This is a genomic window from Streptomyces sp. BHT-5-2, from assembly GCF_019774615.1.
Classification (GTDB): Bacteria; Actinomycetota; Actinomycetes; order Streptomycetales; family Streptomycetaceae; genus Streptomyces.
This window is the reverse complement of the sequence record NZ_CP081496.1, coordinates 2,245,884-2,264,749: the sequence shown is the minus strand read 5'-3', so window position 1 is coordinate 2,264,749 and position 18,866 is coordinate 2,245,884. Positions and strand designations below refer to the sequence as shown.

General features: G+C 74.1%; 14 protein-coding genes. 5 read left to right on the top strand and 9 right to left on the bottom strand.

Going from position 1 to position 18,866, the window contains the following annotated elements:
- Positions 1 to 57: 57 nt before the first annotated feature.
- A complete protein-coding gene (locus K2224_RS10050) occupies positions 58 to 1,845 on the bottom strand; it encodes a serine/threonine-protein kinase (RefSeq protein ID WP_399020002.1) in 1,788 nt (595 codons plus the stop codon).
- 474 nt (positions 1,846 to 2,319) lie between these two features.
- Here K2224_RS10050 and K2224_RS10045 point away from each other — a divergent pair, with 474 nt between their 5' ends.
- Positions 2,320 to 3,750: a PspC domain-containing protein gene (locus tag K2224_RS10045; protein ID WP_221906231.1), complete on the top strand. Its 1,431-nt coding sequence runs from the start codon at positions 2,320 to 2,322 to the stop codon at positions 3,748 to 3,750.
- Complete coding sequence (locus K2224_RS10040) at positions 3,747 to 3,971, top strand: hypothetical protein (protein ID WP_221906230.1); 225 nt, start codon at positions 3,747 to 3,749, stop codon at positions 3,969 to 3,971. Before K2224_RS10045 ends, K2224_RS10040 begins: the two co-directional genes overlap by 4 nt.
- A gap of 47 nt (positions 3,972 to 4,018) precedes the next feature.
- On the opposite strand, the gene K2224_RS10035 is transcribed toward K2224_RS10040, so the two are convergent.
- Both K2224_RS10035 and K2224_RS10030 read right to left on the bottom strand, forming a co-directional pair.
- A complete protein-coding gene (locus K2224_RS10035; RefSeq protein ID WP_221906229.1) occupies positions 4,019 to 4,552 on the bottom strand; it encodes a TQO small subunit DoxD in 534 nt (177 codons plus the stop codon).
- A gap of 278 nt (positions 4,553 to 4,830) precedes the next feature.
- The gene (locus K2224_RS10030; RefSeq protein WP_221909552.1) at positions 4,831 to 6,108 is read right to left on the bottom strand and encodes a hypothetical protein; all 1,278 of its coding nucleotides are present in this window, start codon (positions 6,106 to 6,108) and stop codon (positions 4,831 to 4,833) included.
- A 280-nt stretch (positions 6,109 to 6,388) separates the two neighbouring features.
- Between K2224_RS10030 and K2224_RS40360 the strand changes: the two genes are divergently transcribed.
- Both K2224_RS40360 and K2224_RS10020 read left to right on the top strand, forming a co-directional pair.
- The gene (locus K2224_RS40360) at positions 6,389 to 7,039 is read left to right on the top strand and encodes a hypothetical protein (protein WP_260692457.1); all 651 of its coding nucleotides are present in this window, start codon (positions 6,389 to 6,391) and stop codon (positions 7,037 to 7,039) included.
- Between the two features lie 9 nt (positions 7,040 to 7,048).
- On the top strand, positions 7,049 to 7,807 hold the full coding sequence (locus tag K2224_RS10020) for a DUF4239 domain-containing protein (RefSeq protein WP_221906228.1): 759 nt from the start codon (positions 7,049 to 7,051) through the stop codon (positions 7,805 to 7,807).
- 91 nt (positions 7,808 to 7,898) lie between these two features.
- Here K2224_RS10020 and K2224_RS10015 read toward each other — a convergent pair whose 3' ends face one another.
- The 3 genes from K2224_RS10015 to guaA form a co-directional block, all read right to left on the bottom strand.
- The gene (locus K2224_RS10015; RefSeq protein WP_221906227.1) at positions 7,899 to 8,684 is read right to left on the bottom strand and encodes a class II aldolase/adducin family protein; all 786 of its coding nucleotides are present in this window, start codon (positions 8,682 to 8,684) and stop codon (positions 7,899 to 7,901) included.
- Positions 8,685 to 8,793: 109 nt separating this feature from the next.
- Positions 8,794 to 9,681, bottom strand: a complete 888-nt coding sequence (locus tag K2224_RS10010; protein WP_221906226.1) for a 2-hydroxy-3-oxopropionate reductase — start codon at positions 9,679 to 9,681, stop codon at positions 8,794 to 8,796.
- Between the two features lie 187 nt (positions 9,682 to 9,868).
- The gene (gene guaA / locus K2224_RS10005; protein WP_221906225.1) at positions 9,869 to 11,455 is read right to left on the bottom strand and encodes a glutamine-hydrolyzing GMP synthase; all 1,587 of its coding nucleotides are present in this window, start codon (positions 11,453 to 11,455) and stop codon (positions 9,869 to 9,871) included.
- Positions 11,456 to 11,717: 262 nt separating this feature from the next.
- Here guaA and K2224_RS10000 point away from each other — a divergent pair, with 262 nt between their 5' ends.
- A complete protein-coding gene (locus K2224_RS10000; protein WP_221906224.1) occupies positions 11,718 to 12,029 on the top strand; it encodes a chorismate mutase in 312 nt (103 codons plus the stop codon).
- A gap of 665 nt (positions 12,030 to 12,694) precedes the next feature.
- Here the strand turns inward: K2224_RS10000 and K2224_RS09995 are convergent.
- The 3 genes from K2224_RS09995 to K2224_RS09985 form a co-directional block, all read right to left on the bottom strand.
- On the bottom strand, positions 12,695 to 14,554 hold the full coding sequence (locus K2224_RS09995; RefSeq protein ID WP_221906223.1) for a GMC oxidoreductase: 1,860 nt from the start codon (positions 14,552 to 14,554) through the stop codon (positions 12,695 to 12,697).
- A gap of 141 nt (positions 14,555 to 14,695) precedes the next feature.
- Entirely contained in the window at positions 14,696 to 16,396 is a 1,701-nt protein-coding gene (locus K2224_RS09990; RefSeq protein WP_221906222.1) for a succinic semialdehyde dehydrogenase, read from the bottom strand.
- A 171-nt stretch (positions 16,397 to 16,567) separates the two neighbouring features.
- On the bottom strand, positions 16,568 to 18,433 hold the full coding sequence (locus K2224_RS09985) for a serine/threonine-protein kinase (protein WP_221906221.1): 1,866 nt from the start codon (positions 18,431 to 18,433) through the stop codon (positions 16,568 to 16,570).
- Between the last annotated feature and the right edge of the window lie 433 nt (positions 18,434 to 18,866).

The following is an 18,866-nucleotide window of genomic DNA, read 5'->3' as shown; positions in this document are numbered from 1 at the left end:
ATCAGGGTCGGACCCTGAACCGTCCCTGACCCGCCCCGGGGTTCTCCCGCGGGCCGCTCAGCCCGTCGGCGCGGTCTTCCGGAACCCGTCCTTCACGTTCGCGAAGACCGGCTCGAACTTGGACCAGTTCGCGGACGGCGCGGAGACGTAGACGGCGTACTCCTTGCCGCCCTCGCGGCCGAAGCCGAGGTCGATGCCGCGGTACTCGCGGGCCCGGCCCGGGAAGGTGAACTCCCAGATGGCGGCCGGGTCGCCCTGGTAGATGGTGTCCTGGAGGCGGAGCCGCTTGTAGCCGGGGTACTGGACCTTGAGGTCCGATTCGACGCTCTTGAAGTGCTCGACCTGGTCCGCCGAGGAGAAGTCCAGGCCGCTGACCGTGAGTTGGGCAAGCTCGGCGTCCGAGGTGTAGACGATCTGCCGGCCGCCGTCCTTGACCTCCCGCCGCCACCCGGACGGCACGGGGAAGGACGCCGCGATGCTCTTCTCCGTGACCCGGCGGTAACCCTTCGGGGTGGGCGGCGGCGGGCTCACGCCGACGTGGGGCGCGCCGGGCAGGACGGGGGTGCTCTTGCCGGCGTCGTTGCCGGACGCGGAACCGTCGTCGCGGTGGTTGAGGTACCAGGCGGCGCCCCCGCCGCCTCCGGCGATCAGGACGCCCGCGACGGCCCAGGCCACTACCCGGCCGCGGCGTCTGCGCGGGGCCGGGCCGTTCGTCACCACGTCCGTGCGGGCGCCGGCGAGCGGCCCGGTGGTCCTGCCGGCAGCCAGTGCCACCGGGCCGGTGGCCTCGGCGTCCGCGGTGCCGGCGGGGCGGTGCGCATCGGTGGTGGTGCCGGCGGGGTGGTGGTGCGTGCCGGAGGCGGCGACGGCGGCCGTCCCCGTGGTGGCGGTGCCGGCGGTGCTCCCCGTGGGCGCGCCGGTGTCCGTGCGTTCTCCGGTACCGGTGCCGCTCTCGTCGGCCACCGGGACGGAGGTCTGCGTCACGGGGTGGGTGAGGGCGTCGGACGGCTCGCCCGTCGCGGTCCGGCCACGGCCGACGGTGCCCAACGCCAGCGTGGGCCAGCCCATCAGCGCGGTTTCCGCCTCGGCCTCGGCGGCCCGCAACGCCTGCTCGACGACCTCGGCGGTGGGCCGGTCGCCCGGCTCCTTGGCGAGCAGCGCCTCGATCAGTGCGCCGAGCTGGCCGGCGTTGCGCGGCGCCTCCAGCGGGTCGACGGCGATCGCGTAGGCCGTCTCCACCGCGGTGTTCTTGCGGAACGGAGGCTTCCCCTCGACCGCCTGATAGAGCGTCGCGCCCAGCGCCCACAGGTCCGAAGCGGGGCCCGGCGTCGAGCCCTTGACCCGCTCGGGCGCCAGGTAGTCGATGGAGCCGACGAGTTCGCCGGTCTTGGTGAGGGTGGTGGTGCCGGTGGCGACGGCGATCCCGAAGTCGGTGAGGACCACCCGGCCGTCCTCGCCGAGGAGGACGTTGCCCGGCTTGACGTCGCGGTGCAGCACACCGGCGGAGTGCGCGGCGCGCAGCGCGGCGATCATGCCGCGGCCGATCCGGGCGGCCTCCCGGGGCGTGAGGTAAGTGCCGGACCGGGCCGCCTCCTTGATGGCGTCGCCGAGCGTCGAGGAGGGGACGTACTCCATGACGATGCACGGCGAGCCCTCGTCGTCCACGACGTCGTGCACGCCGACGACGTTGGGGTGGTTGATCCGCGCGGCGGCCTGCGCCTCCCGGGTGGTGCGGGCGTGGCGGGTGGCGAGTTCGTCCGCGTCCAACTGGGGTGAGACATGCAGGCGCTTGACCGCCACCTGGCGCCCGAGGAGCTCGTCCCGGGCCCGCCAGACGGTGCCCATTCCGCCTTGGCCTATCCGCTCGACCAGGCGATATCGCCCGGCGACCAGTCGCCCCTCATCCACCGACGCCGCTTCCGCCACCGCACGCCCCTCCGGAAACCCGTACGTATTCAGGGCGCAACGATAGTCTTCGGCAGGCCGAAACAGACCTCCGGCCACCGCCGCGACGTGTCTTTTTCCTGTGCGGGCCACGGCCCGCGGGGCGTGCGCGGCCCCTGCGCGGCAAATGCTACCGCCGCCGCCTCCCGCCCGGCGCCGCCCCTCCCGCCGCGGTGACCGCCCTCCGCGCGGGACCGTGACGTCGGTCCCGACGCCGGTCCCGGCGTCCGCCCGTGACGCCCGGCAGGCACGGCGACCCGGCCACGCCCCAGGGGAGGCGTCGGGGACGCGTCAGGGTCGCCTCGGGGGAAATCAGGGATCGGCCAGGGTTTTCACCGATACCGCGAACGCCGCCGCGCTTGTCACCATGGCTCCATGAACGATGCACCCACCGCCGCGGAGCCGGCGGCCTCCGACCCCGCGCCGCCGCCCGCCCCGCTGCGCCGCAGCCGGCGGCACAAGGTCGTCGCGGGCGTGTGCGGCGGCCTGGGCCGGCAGTGGGACGTCGATCCGGTGCTCTTCCGGGTCGTGCTCGCCGTGCTGTCCATCGGCGGCCTCGGCCTGATCTTCTACGGCTTCGCCTGGCTGCTCGTCCCCCTCGACGGCGAGGAGGAGAACGAGGCCCGCCGGCTGCTCTCCGGCCGCGTCGAGGGCTCGGCGCTGACGGCCCTGCTGTGCGCGCTGGCCGGCTGTGCGCTGTTCCTGACCACGCTCGGCAAGGGCAGCATGATGTCCTTCGCGATCATGGTGACGCTGGCCGTGGCCGGCGCCGCCTACTGGTCGCGCCGGCGCCGCCGCGCACAGACCGAGGGGCCCGGTTCGGTGGACGCCGCCACGGCACAGGCGGTCGCCGACGCGCCGCCCGAGGCCACCGCGCCCCCGGCGCCCAACAGCCCTTCCTGGTGGCGCGATCCGCGCACCGAGCCACTGCTGCGCCGGGGCTATCTCTGGGGCCCGGAGGACACCCGGCTGGAGATCAACTACGACTTCGCCCACGGTGTGTCGGACGGCCCCCGTCCGCGCGGCAGTTGGTCCCCGGGGCCCGGCCCCGCGGCCGCGCCGCGCACCGTCGCCGCCCCGCCCCGGCCCGCCCGCGCCGCCGTTCGGGGGATCGGCGGCCGCACGTTCCTGCTGGCCGTCGTGGCCGGCGCCGGTGCCGGCCTCACCGTCACCCGGCACGCCGCGCTGGCCCAGTCCCTCCAGGCGGGCCTGGCCGCCGCGCTGGTCGTCTTCGGGCTGGGCCTGGTGCTGAGCGCCTGGCTGGGCCGCACCGGCGGCGGCACGGTCTTCATGGCGGTGTTGACGGCCGCGCTGCTGGCCGGCGCGATGGCGCTGCCCACCAACATCACCGCCGACTGGCAGAAGCGCACCTGGTCCCCGACCACCGTCGCCGCCGTCCAGCCGCACTACGCGGTCGGCTCCGGCGAGGGCCGGCTCGATCTCGGCCAACTCGCACCGAAGCCCGGCACGACGGTCCGCAGCAGCGCGGAAGTCGGCGCCGGGCGGCTCGTGGTGACGCTGCCGCAGGGCACCACCGCAATGCTCCGCCTCCGGCTGGGCGTCGGCGACATCCAGCTGCCGGGCGACGCGGCGAACGACGTGGAGATCGTCGCCGGCCACCGCGAACGGCAGGTCACCCTGCCCGCCGAGGGCCTCAAGAAGGGCGAGAAGCCGCGCGGTGCGGTGGAGCTCGACCTCAAGGTCGGCGCCGGTCAGCTCACCGTCGAACGCGCCACGTCCGCCCCGCCGTCCACCGCGACCTCGGCCCCGGCTCCGGCCTCGACCCCGCAGGGAGCCCCCCAGTGAAGCGCCATCCCTTCGAGCCCGGCCGGCTGATCGCCGGTGTCGCCGCCCTCGTCGTCGGCGCCGGCTACGGCCTCGACGCCCTCGGCCTCTGGCACGCCCCCGGCCCCTGGCTGTTCTTCGCCCTCCCCGCCGGCCTGCTGCTCGCCGGGATCACCACCGCCGTGTGGGCCACCGTCCGCCGCCACCACCAGCGGGACGCCCCGCCCCGGCAGCCGTCATGACCGCCGCCCCGCACGCCCGGCGGCCCTGCGCGCGGGGCTCGCCCCCGTCAGCCGTAGAGCCGGGTGCCGTGCCGCCGGCGGCGGTTGGCCAGCGCCGCGTCCAGCGAGAATCCCGGCGCGCCGGCCAGCACCAGCGGTGTCCAGGCCATCAGGTAGGCGAGGTCGTTGCCGTAGTAGTAGGGAGTGGCGGGCCAGCTCACGGTGAGCCACAGCGTCAGCGAGATCAGCGCGCCGCCGAGGGCCGCCAGCCGTCCCAGCAGCCCCAGCAGCGTCCCGATGCCGACCAGCACCTCGCCGCCGGCGACCGCATAGCCGAAGGCCACCGGGCTGCGTTGCGCCAGCTCCACCAGCTGCGGCAGCGCGGCGCTGCCGTGCACCTGCCCCAGCAGCGCGCCGAGCGATCCCTTCCCGCCGGCGGCCAGGAACGCCGGGTCGGTCAGCTTCTGGAGCCCCGCGTAGAGGAAGGTGGCCCCCAGGAAGATCCGCAGCGGGAGCAGCGCCAACCGCCCCGGGCCGCCGCGGAGTCCGCCGGTTCGGGCCTCACCGACGTCGACGGGATGTGTGCGGTGTGCGTGAGCCATGGCGTCCGCCTCTCCGTTGCCACCGGGGCAGACGATTGTGCCGGTGCCCGCACGGCTTGGCGAGATACGTACGCATGGACGCGCGGGATTCCCTCCCACGCCACCTGCGCCCCCTCCAACACCTCCCCCGCCCCCACGGAACCGCCGCACGCCCTACCGGCCGCCACGAGGCCCCCCGACGCCCGCCCCGCACGGACCACCCGCCCCGTACGGTCGGCACGCCCCGCACGGACCACGCGCGCCCGTAGCCCTCCGGCTCCGTCGGTCCTGGACCTGGATCAGTCCTGGACCTCGATGCGGTAGGCCCGCGTCTCCGCCCCGGCCGCCGTGATCACCCGGACGTCCACGGGCCCCGGCTCCACATCGACCGGCACCGGCACGGTCAGCACCCCGTCCGTCGGGTTGGCGAAGCCCCCGGGCACCGGCACGAGCGGCACGGGCACATGCACCCCGCCGATCCGGACGACCGTACGGGCCAGCCCGTCCGGGGTGCCCGCGCCGGGCGGCACGAAGCCGGCGCCGCGGATCTCGATGTCGTCACCGGTGCGGATCGGCGCGGCGAGATCGCCCAACTCCCGCGAGCGAACGACGGAGAGGATCACCGGCCGGCCCCCGGCGACGGCCTTGCCCGCCAGATACGTCACCCCGGAGAGCCCCGCCAGGACGACCAGCACCCAGGGGAGCGCGGGCAGTCGGGCCGGGTCGGCGGCCAGCCGCACCAGCGCGAACGCCAGCACCGCGGCGTTCACCAGCACATACTGCGCGTCGGTGAAGCTGCCGCGGCCCGCGTCGTCCGCCAGCAGGTCGGCGGCCCGGGGGCGGTCCGCCGGAATCTTCTGCACCCGCCCGGAGCGGACGCGCCCGGCCGTCATCCCGTAGGCCAGCACCGCCACCGCACAGCCGATGGCCAGTATGGCCAGCAGTCCCCCCGAGGCGAGCAGCCCGAGCCCGGAGAGCAGCCGCTGCCGGGCGTCCGGGGCGGGCACCACCGCCAGGTGGACGGCGAGCGTCAGCACGGCGTAGAGCACCGCCGCCACCCAGGCCGCGGCGACCGCGCGGGAGGTGGACAGCCGGCGGTCCTCGCCGACCAACGGGGCCAGTGCGCCGCCCTGTTCGCGGTGGAGCCAGGACGCCGCCGTCGCCCCGACGGCGAGAACGGCGGCCGCGGCCAGCGTGGCCGTGCGGCCGGCCGTCCAGCCGGATCCGACGGCGGTCAACGCCTGCCCCAGCAGCAGCGCCAGCACCAAGGCCCACACCGCCACCACCGTGTGCCGGCGGGCGGCCGCCGGCCAGGAGGCGCTCTCGGCGGCGCCGCGCTCGGCCAGCAGCCGTGCGGACAGCGTCAGTTCGTCCGACACCCACTGCCGGGCGGCGCCTGCGGAATGCGCCAGACCGGCCGGCACTCCGCGCCCGGCGGCGAACTCCTCACGGAGCGCGACGAACGCGGTGAGCGCCTGCCGGTGCCCCTCGCGGGCCCCGTGCGGGCACCGGCCGCAGCGGCACGCGCCGCCGTCACCGGGCGCCCCGCCACCCCTCGGCTCGCTCCTTCCGGCCACTTTGCTCGCCGAATCCACCGACACGTCCGTACCGCCCCGCCGCCGCTTGTATCAACTTCTCGTCTCTCAACGGGAATTGTGCCCCAGGTCACCGGTCGGGCCGGTAATCGTCCTGGTCACGGAAGTCCCGTACGGCGTCAGCAGGTTGACGCTCAACTGTGCCCCCGATGCAGCGGGCTTCCGGAAGCCGCCCGGACGCCCTGTCGCGCACTTCCCCCGTTCGGGCGAATCGCCGTCGAACAGCGGCTGCGCGGCCCGGGGGCTGCGCAAGCTTCCCGCCGTGCGCGAGATACACGAATCCGACCGAACGGTCCCGGCCCCGCACCGGGCCCGGCCCCCGTTCGCCACCCTGGTCCGCGCCGCGGCGCTGGCGCTGGCCGCGGCGTCGACGCTCGCGGCCGCCCTGGCCCTGCTCACGCCCCCGTCGGCCGCCGCCCGCGCCGGAGCGCTCCCGCGGCCGGCCGGCGACAACTGCGCCTACGCCGGCACCGCGCCCCCCGTCCACCTGCCCACCGACTTCCCCGTGCCGCCGGGCTGGCACATCCCCTGCACCCGGCCCACGCCCACCCCGAAGCCCACTCCCCCGCCCCGCCCCTCGCCGCCGGCCCCACCGCCCGCACCGGCCGCGCCGCCACCGAGCCCCCACCCGCGCGCCACCCCGGCCGCCCCCGCACCCGCGCCCCGGCCCGCCCCGCCGGTCCGCCGCACGCCACCGCCACCGGCACCGCCGCCGCCACCGGCCGTGCAGCACCTGGCGGCCCCGGCCCCCACCCGTCCGCTCGGCTACACGCCGACCCGCGCCAAACCGCCCCACACGCGCTCCGTGGTGACCAGGACCCTGCTGGTCACCACCCCCGCCGTGCTGGCCTGCGTCGCGCTCCGTCCCCGTTCGCGCTCCGCGTCCCGCTCCGCCGGGCGCGGTTCCTCGTAGGAGGTCTCCATGTCGCAATGGCTGGTGCTGACCATCGCCATGGCCGCGGTCTGCGGCGTCGTCCTGACCATCACCGTCCTCAAGGAGCGCCGGATCGGCGAGGACGACGACCCCTCCGAGACGCCTGACGTGATCGAGTACCTCACGATGATGGTGGGGGTGGTGTACGCGATCGTGCTGGGCCTGGCCATCGCCGGTGTCTGGGAGGCCCGGAGCGGCGCCGAGGACACCGTGCGGACCGAGGCGCAGGCGCTGCACGAGGTCAGCGCGCGGGTCCAGGTCTGGCCGGCGCCCGTACGGGACACCATCCGCAAGGACGTCGAGTCCTACGTCGGCTATGTCGTCCACAAGGAGTGGCCGGTGATGGCCGAGCGCGGGGAACTGACCCAGCGGGGCGCCGACCTGCTGGCGAAGGTCCGTACCGACGTCATGGGCTACCACCCGCGGGACGACTACGAGCGGGAGTCCTACCAACCGCTCGTCGACCAGGTCGCGGCCGCGGACAGCGCCCGGATGGCCCGTTCCGACGCGGCGGATTCCACGCTTCCGGGGGTGGTGTGGTTCGGGCTGATCATCGGGGGCGTGATCTCCATCGGGGTGATGTACACCCTCCAGATCCGGCGTTCGGGGCGGGAGATGCTGATGGCCGGCGTGTTCAGCGCGCTGATCGCCTTTCTGCTGTTCCTGGTCTGGGACTTCGACGCACCGTTCAGCCGGGGGCTGCAGGCGGCCGCGGATCCCTTCCTGGCCCTGTTCCCGCACGTGTGACGCGGAACGGGCGGCAGGGTCGGCACCCAACGGGCGGCGCCCCGCGGCCACTTCGGCCGTGCGGGCGCCGCCTCGCTGTACGGGCGGGCGGTCAGCCGAACAGCTCGGGTTCGCGGTGCGCGATCTGCTGGTACAGCGGCTGGTAGTTGATCCACGCGACCAGGTCGCTGCCCAGCTGTTCCCGGGTGCGCAGCGCGTCCTGATGGCCGATCGGCACCGGTTCGCCGGCCGCCCTGGCCGCCAGCTGCACCTGGCAGCAGCGCTCCATCGTGAGGAACCACCAGGCCGCCGCGTCGACCGAGTCGCCGACCGTCAGCAGCCCGTGGTTGCGCAGGATCACCGCCTTGCGCGGGCCGAGCGAGGCGGCGACCCGGCGCCCCTCCTCCTCGTCCACCACCACGCCCGTATAGGCGGTGTGGAGGGCGTGGTCCTCGTAGAAGGCGCAGGCTTCCTGGGTGATCGGGTCGAGCGGCTCCCCGAGGGCGGCGAGCGCGCGGCCGTGGGTGGAGTGGCTGTGGGCGACCGCGACGACGTCCGGGCGGGCCCGGTGGATCTGCGCGTGGAGGGTGAACGCCGCCTGGTTGACGTGGCGGCGGCCGTCGACGACCTTCCCCTCGCCGTTGACCAGGACCAGGTCGCCGACGGTCAGCAGCGCGAAGGGGACGCCGAACGGGTTGGCCCAGTAGCAGTCGGCGAACTCCGGGTCACGTACGGTGACTTGGCCCGAGACGCCCTCCTCCAGGCCGTGCCGCGCGAACAGGCGCAGCGCCGCCGTCAGGCGCTCCTTGCGGTACCGCCGCTCCTCGTCGACGCCGGTGTGCGCCGGCGGCATCGCGAACTGCAACTGCTCGGTGGGTATCGGCGTCGGCTCGGGCATGGCGGTTCTCCTCCTGGCGCGTACGGCTCACGGCGCTCGGGCGGAAGCTACCTTCCGCCTCCACCGGAATCCAGGCCCGCGCCGTCACGAACCGCGCCGCGCCCCCGGCCTACCGCTCCCGCCCGTACCCGCTGAGCAGTTCCACCCCGCGGAGCAGCGCCGAGTGGTCGAGCGCGCCGTCACCCCGGGCCACTGCGGAGGCGATCAGCTGGGCCGCGGCGGCGCCGACCGGGAGGGGTGCGCCGACGGTGCGGGCGGCGTCCGTGACGATGCCCATGTCCTTGTGGTGGAGTTCGAGCCTGAAGCCCGGGTCGTAGGCGCGCCGGAGGAAGTTGTCCTGCTTGCGGGTCAGGACGGTGGAGCCGGCCAGTCCGCCGCCGAGGACGTCGAGGGCGGCGGCGAGGTCGACACCGGACTTCTCCAGGAAGACCACGGCCTCGGCGACGGCCTGGATGTTGACCGCGACGATCAGCTGGTTGGCGGCCTTGACGGTCTGGCCGGAGCCGTGCGGACCGCAGTGCACGAGCGTGGTGCCGAGGGCCTCCAGGATCGGCCGGGCGGCGTCGAAGTCGGCCCGCTCGCCGCCGACCATGATCGACAGCACGCCCTCCACGGCGCCGGCCTCGCCGCCGGAGACCGGCGCGTCCAGGACCCGCAGGCCCTTCTGGGCCGCGTTCCGGGCCAGGTCGACGGAGGTCTGCGGGGTGATCGAGGACATGTCGATCAGCAGCGCGCCGCGCCTGGCGTTCGCCACGATCCCGTCGGGGCCGTAGGCGAGCGCCTCGACCTGCGGGGACGCCGGGACCATGGTGATGACGACGTCCGCGTCGGCGACCGCCCCGGCCACCGACGCCGCCTCCCGGCCGCCGGCGGCGACCAGCGCGTCCGCCTTGCCGGGGCTGCGGTTCCAGCCGAGCACGGTGTGGCCCGCCTTCGCGAGGTTCACCGCCATGGGGCTGCCCATGATGCCGAGGCCGAGGAAACCGATGGTGCTCATGCGCACACCCCACTCAATTCCGCATCGCGGAGATAAGTTGCCGTAATACGGAATCAATCTTCCGCTCCGGACTCTCGGTCGTCAACCACCGCCGGCACCACGCCGCACCCACCCCCGCAAACGGCGACGCCGCCCCCCACAGGCGTGGGAGACGGCGTCGGCAGGCGTCAGCGGGAGACCGCGGGGGTCACTCCCACTCGATGGTGCCCGGGGGCTTGCTGGTCACGTCGAGGACGACGCGGTTGACGTCCGCGACCTCGTTGGTGATGCGGGTGGAGATACGGGCCAGCACCTCGTACGGCATGCGCGTCCAGTCCGCGGTCATGGCGTCCTCGGAGGAGACCGGGCGGAGCACGATGGGGTGGCCGTAGGTGCGGCCGTCGCCCTGGACGCCGACCGAGCGGACGTCGGCGAGCAGGACCACCGGGCACTGCCAGATCTCGCGGTCCAGACCGGCCGTGGTCAGCTCCTCGCGGGCGATGGCGTCGGCCTCGCGCAGCAGGTCCAGGCGCTCCTGGGTGACCTCGCCGACGATGCGGATGCCCAGGCCCGGGCCCGGGAACGGCTGGCGGTGGACGATCTCGTCGGGCAGGCCCAGCTCGGAGCCGACCATCCGGACCTCGTCCTTGAACAGCTTGCGCAGCGGCTCGACGAGCTCGAACTCCAGGTCGTCGGGGAGGCCGCCGACGTTGTGGTGCGACTTGATGTTCGCGGTGCCGGTGCCGCCGCCGGACTCGACGATGTCCGGGTAGAGCGTGCCCTGGACCAGGAAGGCCACTTCCTCGCCCTCGGCGCCGGCCTCGGCGACGAGCTCCGCCTGGGCCTGCTCGAAGACCCGGATGAACTCCCGGCCGATGATCTTCCGCTTCTGCTCGGGCTCGGAGACGCCCTTCAGCGCGTTGAGGAACCGCTCGCTGGCGTCGACGACCTTGAGCTGCACGCCGGTCGCCGCCACGAAGTCCTTCTCGACCTGCTCGGTCTCGCCCTTGCGCATCAGGCCGTGGTCGACGTAGACGCAGGTCAGCTGGTCGCCGATGGCCTTCTGGACGAGGGCGGCGGCCACCGCGGAGTCCACTCCGCCGGAGAGCCCGCAGATCGCCCGCTTGCTGCCGACCTGCTCGCGGATCGCGGCGACCTGCTCCTCGACCACGCTGGTGGTCGTCCAGGTCGGCTCGATGCCCGCGCCGCGGTAGAGGAAGTGCTCCAGGACCTGCTGGCCGTGCGTGGAGTGCAGCACCTCGGGGTGGTACTGCACGCCGTAGAGCTTCTTCTCGTCGTTCTCGAAGGCGGCCACCGGAACCAGGTCCGTGGACGCGGTGACGGTGAAGCCCTCGGGGGCCGCCGAGCAGGCGTCGCCGTGCGACATCCACACGGACTGCTCGGCGGGGGTGCCCTCGAAGAGGGTGGAGCCGGGCCGGCTGACCGCCAGTGCGGTGCGGCCGTACTCACGGGCGCCGTTGTTGTCGACCGTGCCGCCGAGGGCGGTGGCCATCAACTGGAATCCGTAGCACATGCCGAAGACCGGGACACCGGCCTCGAACAGCGAACGGTCCAGGCGGGGGGCGCCTTCGGCGTAGACCGACGACGGACCGCCGGAGAGGATGATCGCCCGGGGGTTCTTGGCGAGCATCTCCGCCACCGGCATGGTGGACGGCACGATCTCGCTGTAGACCCGGGCCTCGCGGACCCGGCGGGCGATGAGCTGGGCGTACTGTGCGCCGAAGTCGACAACGAGGACGACGTCCGGTGCGGCGGCAGGGGGCGCTGATGGCACTTCGGCGGCCTTCCGGCGGTGTGGAGCAGAGGTTGGACTTTCGATTCTAACGGGCTCATACTGAACGCCATGTTCCAGCAGCACAGCTTCGCCTTTACCTATGGCACCGGCCCGTCCGGCTGCCATGGTCGTGCTGCTTGATCGACTGACACACGACTTCCCCAGGCGCCCCGGGCCGATGACGGTCCGGGGCGCCTGGTGTTTCCGTCCGGACCGGCAGCGGCCTCCAGGGCTCCGGGGCCCCACTCCAGGAGAGACGGACATGACCACGACGAGCAGCACCGCACCGACGACGACCACCGCCCCGGACTCCGGCGCACGGACCCCCGAGGCGGCCGACGTGATCCAGGACGCCCGGCGCCGGATCGACGATCTCGACGGCCGCATCATCGGGCTGATCCAGGAACGGATGGCCGTCTCGGCGGTCATCCAACGCGAGCGGATCGCCTCGGGCGGGCCGCGCCTGAGCCTCTCCCGCGAGATGGAGGTGCTCGGCCACTACCGCGGCCAGCTCGGCCGCCAGGGCACCGCAGTGGCGATGACCCTGCTGGAGCTCTCCCGGGGCCGGGTCTGAGACGGCTCCGCGCCGCTGCCGCGGCCGGATCCGATCGGTCGCCCGGCCGGTTCCGGCCGGGGTCCGCGTGGAGGCCCGACTGGAACTGAGTTCGGGTGCCCTCTCACCCGTACGGCGCGTGACCGGTTCCGGAGAGGGGTCGTTGTTCCCGGTGCCACGCCAGCCAGGCGCGGCCTGCAGGACTACGCGTAGACGCCGCCCCACGGGCGGAAAGCCGGAGCGATGAGACGCCGGCCGCTGGCAGCGGTCCGCGTCGTGGGACCTCGTTCCGGTCCGTGACCGGTCAGCAGGGGACAGCAGCCCGGTCACACCGATGGGGTGGTCGGTCCTGGGGACGCCCGGGACCGACCGCATCCGTCGAAACGGTTGCGCCAGGTGAGGCGCATCCAGGACGATGCTCGACGAACCGAGAACCGCCTCCGGTACGGACCTTCGCCTCGTACGACACCGGTCCGCATCGGAGCGACAGCGATCTCGCGCACCACCCCGCACCACCCGATGAGCCAGCGGCGCTACCCCCCCCCCAGCGCCGCCCGTCGGTGCCGGCGCTGCCCTGACGCCGGCACCGAAAGCCAAGGGCCCCGTGGCCTCCGCGTTCCCCCCTCGCGGAAGGATTCGGGGCCCTTCGCTGTGGGTGGGCGCGTCAGGGAGCCGCGTGGGTGCGGCTACTCCGGGGGCTCCTCCGACGTCGTGGTCTCCGGCGTCGGGTGGTGGGGGTTCTTGGGCGGCACCGGGGGGACGGGCAGGAGGGGGAGTTTGAGGGCCGCGAAGGCCGAGGCGGGGACGGCCGGACTGAGGGGCTCGACGGGCACCACGCGGGCGTAGGGCCGCCCGGGGGCCGGGCGCGGGTCCGGCTCGCCCTTGTTGGGCCACAGGGACATGGCGCGTTCCGCCTGGGCGGTGATCGTCAGGGACGGGTTGACGCCGAGGTTGGCGGAGACCGCGGCCCCGTCGACGACCGAGATGCCGGGGTGGCCGTAGAGCCGGTGGTAGGGGTCGATGACGCCGCTGCCGGCGTCCGCGCCGATGGGGCAGCCGCCGAGGAAGTGCGCGGTCAGCGGGGTGCCCATCAGCTCGCCGACGTTGCTGCCCGCGAAGCCGTTGATCTCCTGGGCGAGCAGGGTGGCCGCCTCGGTGGCCTCCGGGATCTGGTCGGGGTTGGGGGCGCCATGGCCCTGCCGGGCGGTGAGCAGGCCCTTCCCGAGGCCGCGCGGTTTGCGGTACGTGGTGAGGGAGTTGTCCAGGGACTGCATCACCAGGCCGATGATGGTGCGCTCGGACCAGCGGCGGTTGGAGAGCGAGCGGAGCGCCAGCACCGGGTGGCGGACCATGTTGCCGGCCCAGCCCAGGACCCGGCCGGCCGGGCGGTACGGGACCTGAAGCACCGTCAGGCTGCCCATGGCGTTGGAGCCCCTGCCGTAGCGGACCGGCTCGATGTGGGTGTTCTCGTCCGGGTGGATGGACGAGGTGATCGCGACGCCCCGGGTGAAGTCGACCCGCTCGGCGCCGTGCCGCGCGCGGTAGCGCCGGCTGGTGGTCTGCGCGCCCACCAGCGCCTCGGAGTTGGTGCGGGTCAGGGTGCCCAGGCGGTCGGAGAGGTACGGCAGCAGCCCGCTGTCCTTCATGCGGTGCAGCAGGGTCTGGGTGCCGTAGGTGCCGGCGGCCAGCACCACCCTGCGGGCGGTGAACGTCCTGCCGGCACCCTTCTTCTTGTTGTCGGTGGGCAGCGTCCGGACCGCGAAGCCGCCGCGGGAGTCCTCGGTGAGGGCGACGACCGAGGTCATCGGGTGGATCACCGCGCCCGCCCGCTCGGCGAGGTGGAGGTAGTTCTCGGTGAGGGTGTTCTTGGCGCCGTGCCGGCAGCCGGTCATGCACTCGCCGCACTCGGTGCACGCCCGGCGGGACGGGCCCGCGCCGCCGAAGTAGGGGTCGGCGACCTCCCCTCCGGGCTTCGCGCGCGGTGTGCCGTCGGCGTCCTCGCCGTCGCCGAAGAACACCCCGACCGGGGCCATGTGGAAGGAATCGCCGACGCCCATGGCCTGGGCGGCCGCCTTCAGATGGACGTCGGACGGGGTCATCGTCGGGTTGAGCCGGACGCCGAGCATCCGCCGGGCCTGGTCGTAGTACGGCTGCAACTCCTGCTGCCAGTCGGTGATCTCGCGCCACTGGGGGTCGTCGAAGAACGCCTTGGGCGGGACGTAGAGGGTGTTGGCGTAGTTGAGCGAGCCGCCGCCGACGCCGGCGCCCGCCAGCACCATGACGTTGCCGAGCAGATGGATGCGCTGGATGCCGTAGAGGCCGAGGGCCGGGGCCCACAGGTAGTTCCTGAGGTCCCAGGAGTTCTTGGGCAGGGTGTCGCGGGTGAAGCGGCGGCCGGCTTCGAGGACGCCGACGCGGTAGCCCTTCTCGGTCAGGCGGAGGGCGGAGACGGAGCCGCCGAAGCCGGAGCCGATGACTATGACGTCGTAGTCGTAGCTGGACTCGCCCTTTGGGGCGTGGGGTTGGGCCGGGTTGGGCTGTGGCACCGATACCTCCGTATCCGTTTTCGGGGCTCCGCCCCGGACCCCGCTCCTCAAACGCCGGAGGGGCTGGAATTCCCCCGCCGGAGGGGACGAACATCCCTGCCGAAGGGGACGAACTTCCCCGCCGGAGGCGGTTGAACGTGCTCAGCGCAGGCGCAGGGCCTTCATGGCGCGCAGGCTGCGGGTCATGAAGGCGGCGTACTTTTCGTCGGTCATGCCGAAGGAGGGGGCCAGCGGCATCAGTCGCTGGTGGGCGACGGTCTGGGCCTCGGTGTACTTGAGGATGCCCTCGGAACCGTGCCGGCGGCCCAGACCGGAGTCGCCCATGCCGCCCATCGGGGACTGCACGCTGCCGTAGCCGGCCGCGTAGGACTCGTTGACGTTGACCGTGCCGGTGCGCAGGCGGGCCGCGACCGCCCGGCCGCGGCGGCCGTCCTTGGTCCAGACGCTGGAATTCAGGCCGTACGGCGTGGCGTTGGCGCGGGCCACCACCTCGTCCTCGTCGCGGAAGCGGTAGATCGAGACGACCGGGCCGAAGGTCTCCTCGCCGCAGACGGCCATCGGCGGCTCGACGCCGTCCAGGATGGTCGGCTCGTAGAAGAGCGGGCCGATGTCCGGGCGGGGGCGGCCGCCGGCGAGCACCCGGGCGCCCTTGGCCACCGCCTCCTCCACGTGCCGGGTGACGGTCTCCAACTGGCGCGCACCGACCAGCGAGCCCATGTCGGCGCCGTAGGCGAGGGCGTTGCCCAGCCGCATGGCCCTCGTACGGGCGGCGAACCGCTCGACGAAGGCGTCGGCGATCGACTCGTGGACGTAGAGCCGCTCGATGGAGATGCACAGCTGGCCCGCGGAGGAGAAGCAGCCGCGGACGGCGCCGGCGGCGGCCTTCTCCACGTCGGCGTCGTGCAGCACCAACATGGCGTTCTTGCCGCCGAGTTCGAGGGAGACGCCGACGAGGCGGTCGGCGGCGCCCCGGGCGACCTCGCGGCCGGTGCGGGTGGAGCCGGTGAACGAGACGTAGTCGGCGTGCCGGACGACCTCCGGGCCGACGACCGGGCCCTCGCCGAGGACCACCTGCCAGACGTCCTCGGGGAGCCCGGCCTCGATCAGCTGCTCGCGCGCCCACAGGGCGGTCAGCGCGGTCTCGGTGTCGGGTTTCATGACCACGGCGTTGCCCGCGACGAAGGCGGGCAGGGCGTCGCCGACGGTCAGCTCGAAGGGGTAGTTCCAGGGGGCGATTTGCCCCACCACGCCGCGCGGCTGGCGGAGTTCGGTGACCTTGGTGAGGGTCGGGACGACGCCGGTGTGGCCCTTGGGGCGGAGGTAGGCCGGGGCCTTGCGGCCGTAGTGGCGGGCGGCGACGGCGACCGCCTGCACCTCCTCGTGGGCGTGCAGCCGGGCCTTGCCGGTCTCCAGCTGGATCAGGTCGAGCACCTCGGCCTGGCGGCGCAGGACCAGGTCGTGGAAGCGGAGCAGGACCGCGGCGCGCTGCCGGACCGGTACCTTCGCCCAACGCTCCTGCGCGGCCCGGGCGCGCTCGAAGGCGGTGGCGACGTCCTCGGGGGTGGACTCGGGCAGGTCCGCCAGCTTCTCCCCGGTGAACGGGGTGTGGTTGGCGGTCGTCCCGCTGCCGACCACGGCGCGGGTGAGGCGGGCGGCCACTTCCGGGGGGACGACGTCCGCGGCGGTACGGGTGCCGGGCGCGGCGAGCGCGACCGGGTTGCCGTCGGCGGGGGTCTCCTGGGCCGGGGCCCCGGGGGCCTCCTGGGGGACGCTCTGGGCCGCGTCCCGGGGGGCCTCGTCGGCGGCGGAGGCGGAAGTTCCGGTGTCCTGCGAGTCCGTCATGCGGGCGAGCGTATTCGCCCGGGACCGCTTTGTGTACCCGGCAGTAACAGGTTTTCGCGCGCGGCACACGATTGCGCCAGTGTTTGCTGGCTACAAGGGTGCTGGTCTGGGCGGACGCCCGCCGGCCCTGCCCTCCGGCGCGTCGGGAAGGCAGGGCCGCCGACCTGCCGCTCAGTGGCCGGCCAGCTGGAAGGAGTCGATCGCGGTGTCGAACTGCCGCTTGGCGTCCGCGCGGGAGGCGACCGGCGAGGAGATCCAGACGTCCATCATCCGGCCGCCCTCGTTCCAGCTGAGGTCGTAGGTGTAGCGGGCGCCGGCGTCCTGGGCGCTGCCGTCCCAGACGAACTGCCAGCGGCCGGCCCGGAGGCCGTTGTGGGTGGTCTCGACGACGGTCCCGTCGCGGTAACCGGGGTAGTTCTTCGGCCCGTTGGCGTCCGCCGTGCGCATCGCGCCGATCGGCCCCTCGGGCACCGGCTTCTGCAGTTGCACACCTATCCGGAAGCGCTTGCCCTCGGAGTAGTAGTAGACCCGCGAGTTCTCGTAGGAGCGGGTGAAGCCGGTGGGGACGGCCATGGTGAAGCCGGCTGGGTCCCGGACGGTCTGGTAGCCGGGCGGGGCCGGTGCGGCGGCGTCGCGCCCGGCCGACGCGGTCACCGTGATCGTGGGGCCGAGGTCGCCGGGCGCGATGCCCCGTGGGCCCGACGAACCCGCCGGGTCGGGGGTACCGGTGGGGCCGGGCGGGCCCTGCCGCCCCTTCTTCCCCTTGTGAGCGGTCGCCTGCGCCGACGTACCGGTGTGCGCGGCGGTCAGGTCGTCGGTGGCATGGCCGCCGCCCCCGTTGGCCAGGAAGGCGGCGAGACCGGCCGCGGCACCACCGATGCCGACGACGGCGGCGGCCGCCACCAGGACGAGGCTCCTCCGGTGGTCCTGTGGGCGGGTGGCGGACGGTACGGGGGTTCCGGGGGTCCCAGGGGTGGCGGCTCGGTGGCCGGGGGGCGCGGCGTGCTCCACGTAAGCGGGAGCGACTCCGGCCGAGGGCGCGGCGCCCGGGGCGGGAGCGGGGCCAGCCGGCATGGCCCCGGCCAAGGGGGCCACGGGAGCGGCGGGAGCCCGGCGGCCGGCCGCGCCCAGCGGGCGGAACGGGTCCGTGTGCGGCGGGCGGGCATCCGGCCGGGCACCGGCACCCCGCTCGGCGAAGGGGTCGCGCGCCGGGGCCGGGACGCCGCTCAGCAGCCGCTCCGTCGCGTCGAGGTCCAGCCGCCGCCGCGGATCGCGCTCCAGCAGGCCCCGGATCGCCTCCGCCAACGGCCCGTCCGCCGAGGGGAGTTCGATGTCCTCGTAGACCACGGCGTGCAGCACCCCTGCCATGGAGTCCCGGCGGAACGGCGTCACACCACTGAGGGCGGCGCACAGCAGCACGCCCAGCGACCACAGGTCGGCCTCCGGGCCGGCGCCGCGCCCGGCCATCCGCTCCGGCGCGGTGTACTCCGGCGACCCGACGAAGCCGGCGGCGCCGGTCAGCGTCGTCGCCCCCGGCACCTGGGCGATCCCGAAGTCCGTGAGGACCACCCGGTCGCTGCCGTCCTCCAGCAGCACGTTGGCCGGTTTGATGTCGCGGTGCAGCACGTCACGGGCGTGCGCGGCCCGCAGCGCGCCCAGCAGCGCCCGGCCGATCCGGGCCGCCTCGACCGGCGCGAGCGGCCCGGCGGACGCCAGCCGGTCGGCCAGCGACGGGCCCTCCACCAGCTCCATCACGATCCACGGCCGCCCGTCCTGCTCGACCACGTCGTGCACCACGATCACGTTCGGGTGCTTGACCTGGGCGACCGTCCGCGCCTCCCGTATCGCCCGGTCGCGCTGCACCCGGGCCTCGGGCTCGGCCGCGACGTCGTCCAGGTTGAGTTCCTTGACGGCCACCTGGCGGCCGAGTAGTTCGTCCGTGGCCCGCCAGACCGTTCCCATACCGCCACGGCCCAGGCGGATGCCCAGGCGATAGCGCTCACCGATCAGCCGGCCTTCTCCCCCGAAGATGCCCATGGCGCCATCTTGCCGCACGGCGGGTGGCCGGATGACGGCGGCTCCCACTCCAACACCGGCCCCGTTACGGCAAGTTACTGCCGGTATGACGGCAACGCGACCTCCGCCGGCACCAGTTGGAAAAGGCCGGGAACATCCCTTCCGCTGTCCTGGACCGCGCCGAGCGGATCACGGCCGAGGTGACCGAGATCCACTGGGCCGAGGACCGCGACGCCCTCACCGAGCTGCGGGCCACACCCGACGGGGCATCCGCGAGTTCGTGGGAGTCACGGCCCGCCGGGTGCGGTGAACGGGAGCGCGGGTGCGCCCGTTCGCATATGGGGACCACGCCCGTTCACATATGGGGACCATGCCCGTTCGCGCAGGGCGGGCCGGGCCCGTATCTTGATCAACTCGCGACACACGGAGCGGAACCTCCCCCGCCCCTCCGCCC

What these genes read in the sequence shown, in the direction of transcription:
- K2224_RS10015 (WP_221906227.1), bottom strand. Translation starts at nt 8,684, where the DNA reads ATGCCCGAGCCGACGCCGATACCCACCGAGCAGTTGCAGTTCGCGATG.
- K2224_RS10045 (WP_221906231.1), top strand. Translation starts at nt 2,320, where the DNA reads ATGAACGATGCACCCACCGCCGCGGAGCCGGCGGCCTCCGACCCCGCG.
- K2224_RS10035 (WP_221906229.1), bottom strand. Translation starts at nt 4,552, where the DNA reads ATGGCTCACGCACACCGCACACATCCCGTCGACGTCGGTGAGGCCCGA.
- K2224_RS10010 (WP_221906226.1), bottom strand. Translation starts at nt 9,681, where the DNA reads ATGAGCACCATCGGTTTCCTCGGCCTCGGCATCATGGGCAGCCCCATG.
- K2224_RS09985 (WP_221906221.1), bottom strand. Translation starts at nt 18,433, where the DNA reads ATGGGCATCTTCGGGGGAGAAGGCCGGCTGATCGGTGAGCGCTATCGC.
- K2224_RS10020 (WP_221906228.1), top strand. Translation starts at nt 7,049, where the DNA reads ATGTCGCAATGGCTGGTGCTGACCATCGCCATGGCCGCGGTCTGCGGC.
- K2224_RS10050 (WP_399020002.1), bottom strand. Translation starts at nt 1,845, where the DNA reads ATGGGCACCGTCTGGCGGGCCCGGGACGAGCTCCTCGGGCGCCAGGTG.
- K2224_RS10000 (WP_221906224.1), top strand. Translation starts at nt 11,718, where the DNA reads ATGACCACGACGAGCAGCACCGCACCGACGACGACCACCGCCCCGGAC.
- K2224_RS09990 (WP_221906222.1), bottom strand. Translation starts at nt 16,396, where the DNA reads ATGACGGACTCGCAGGACACCGGAACTTCCGCCTCCGCCGCCGACGAG.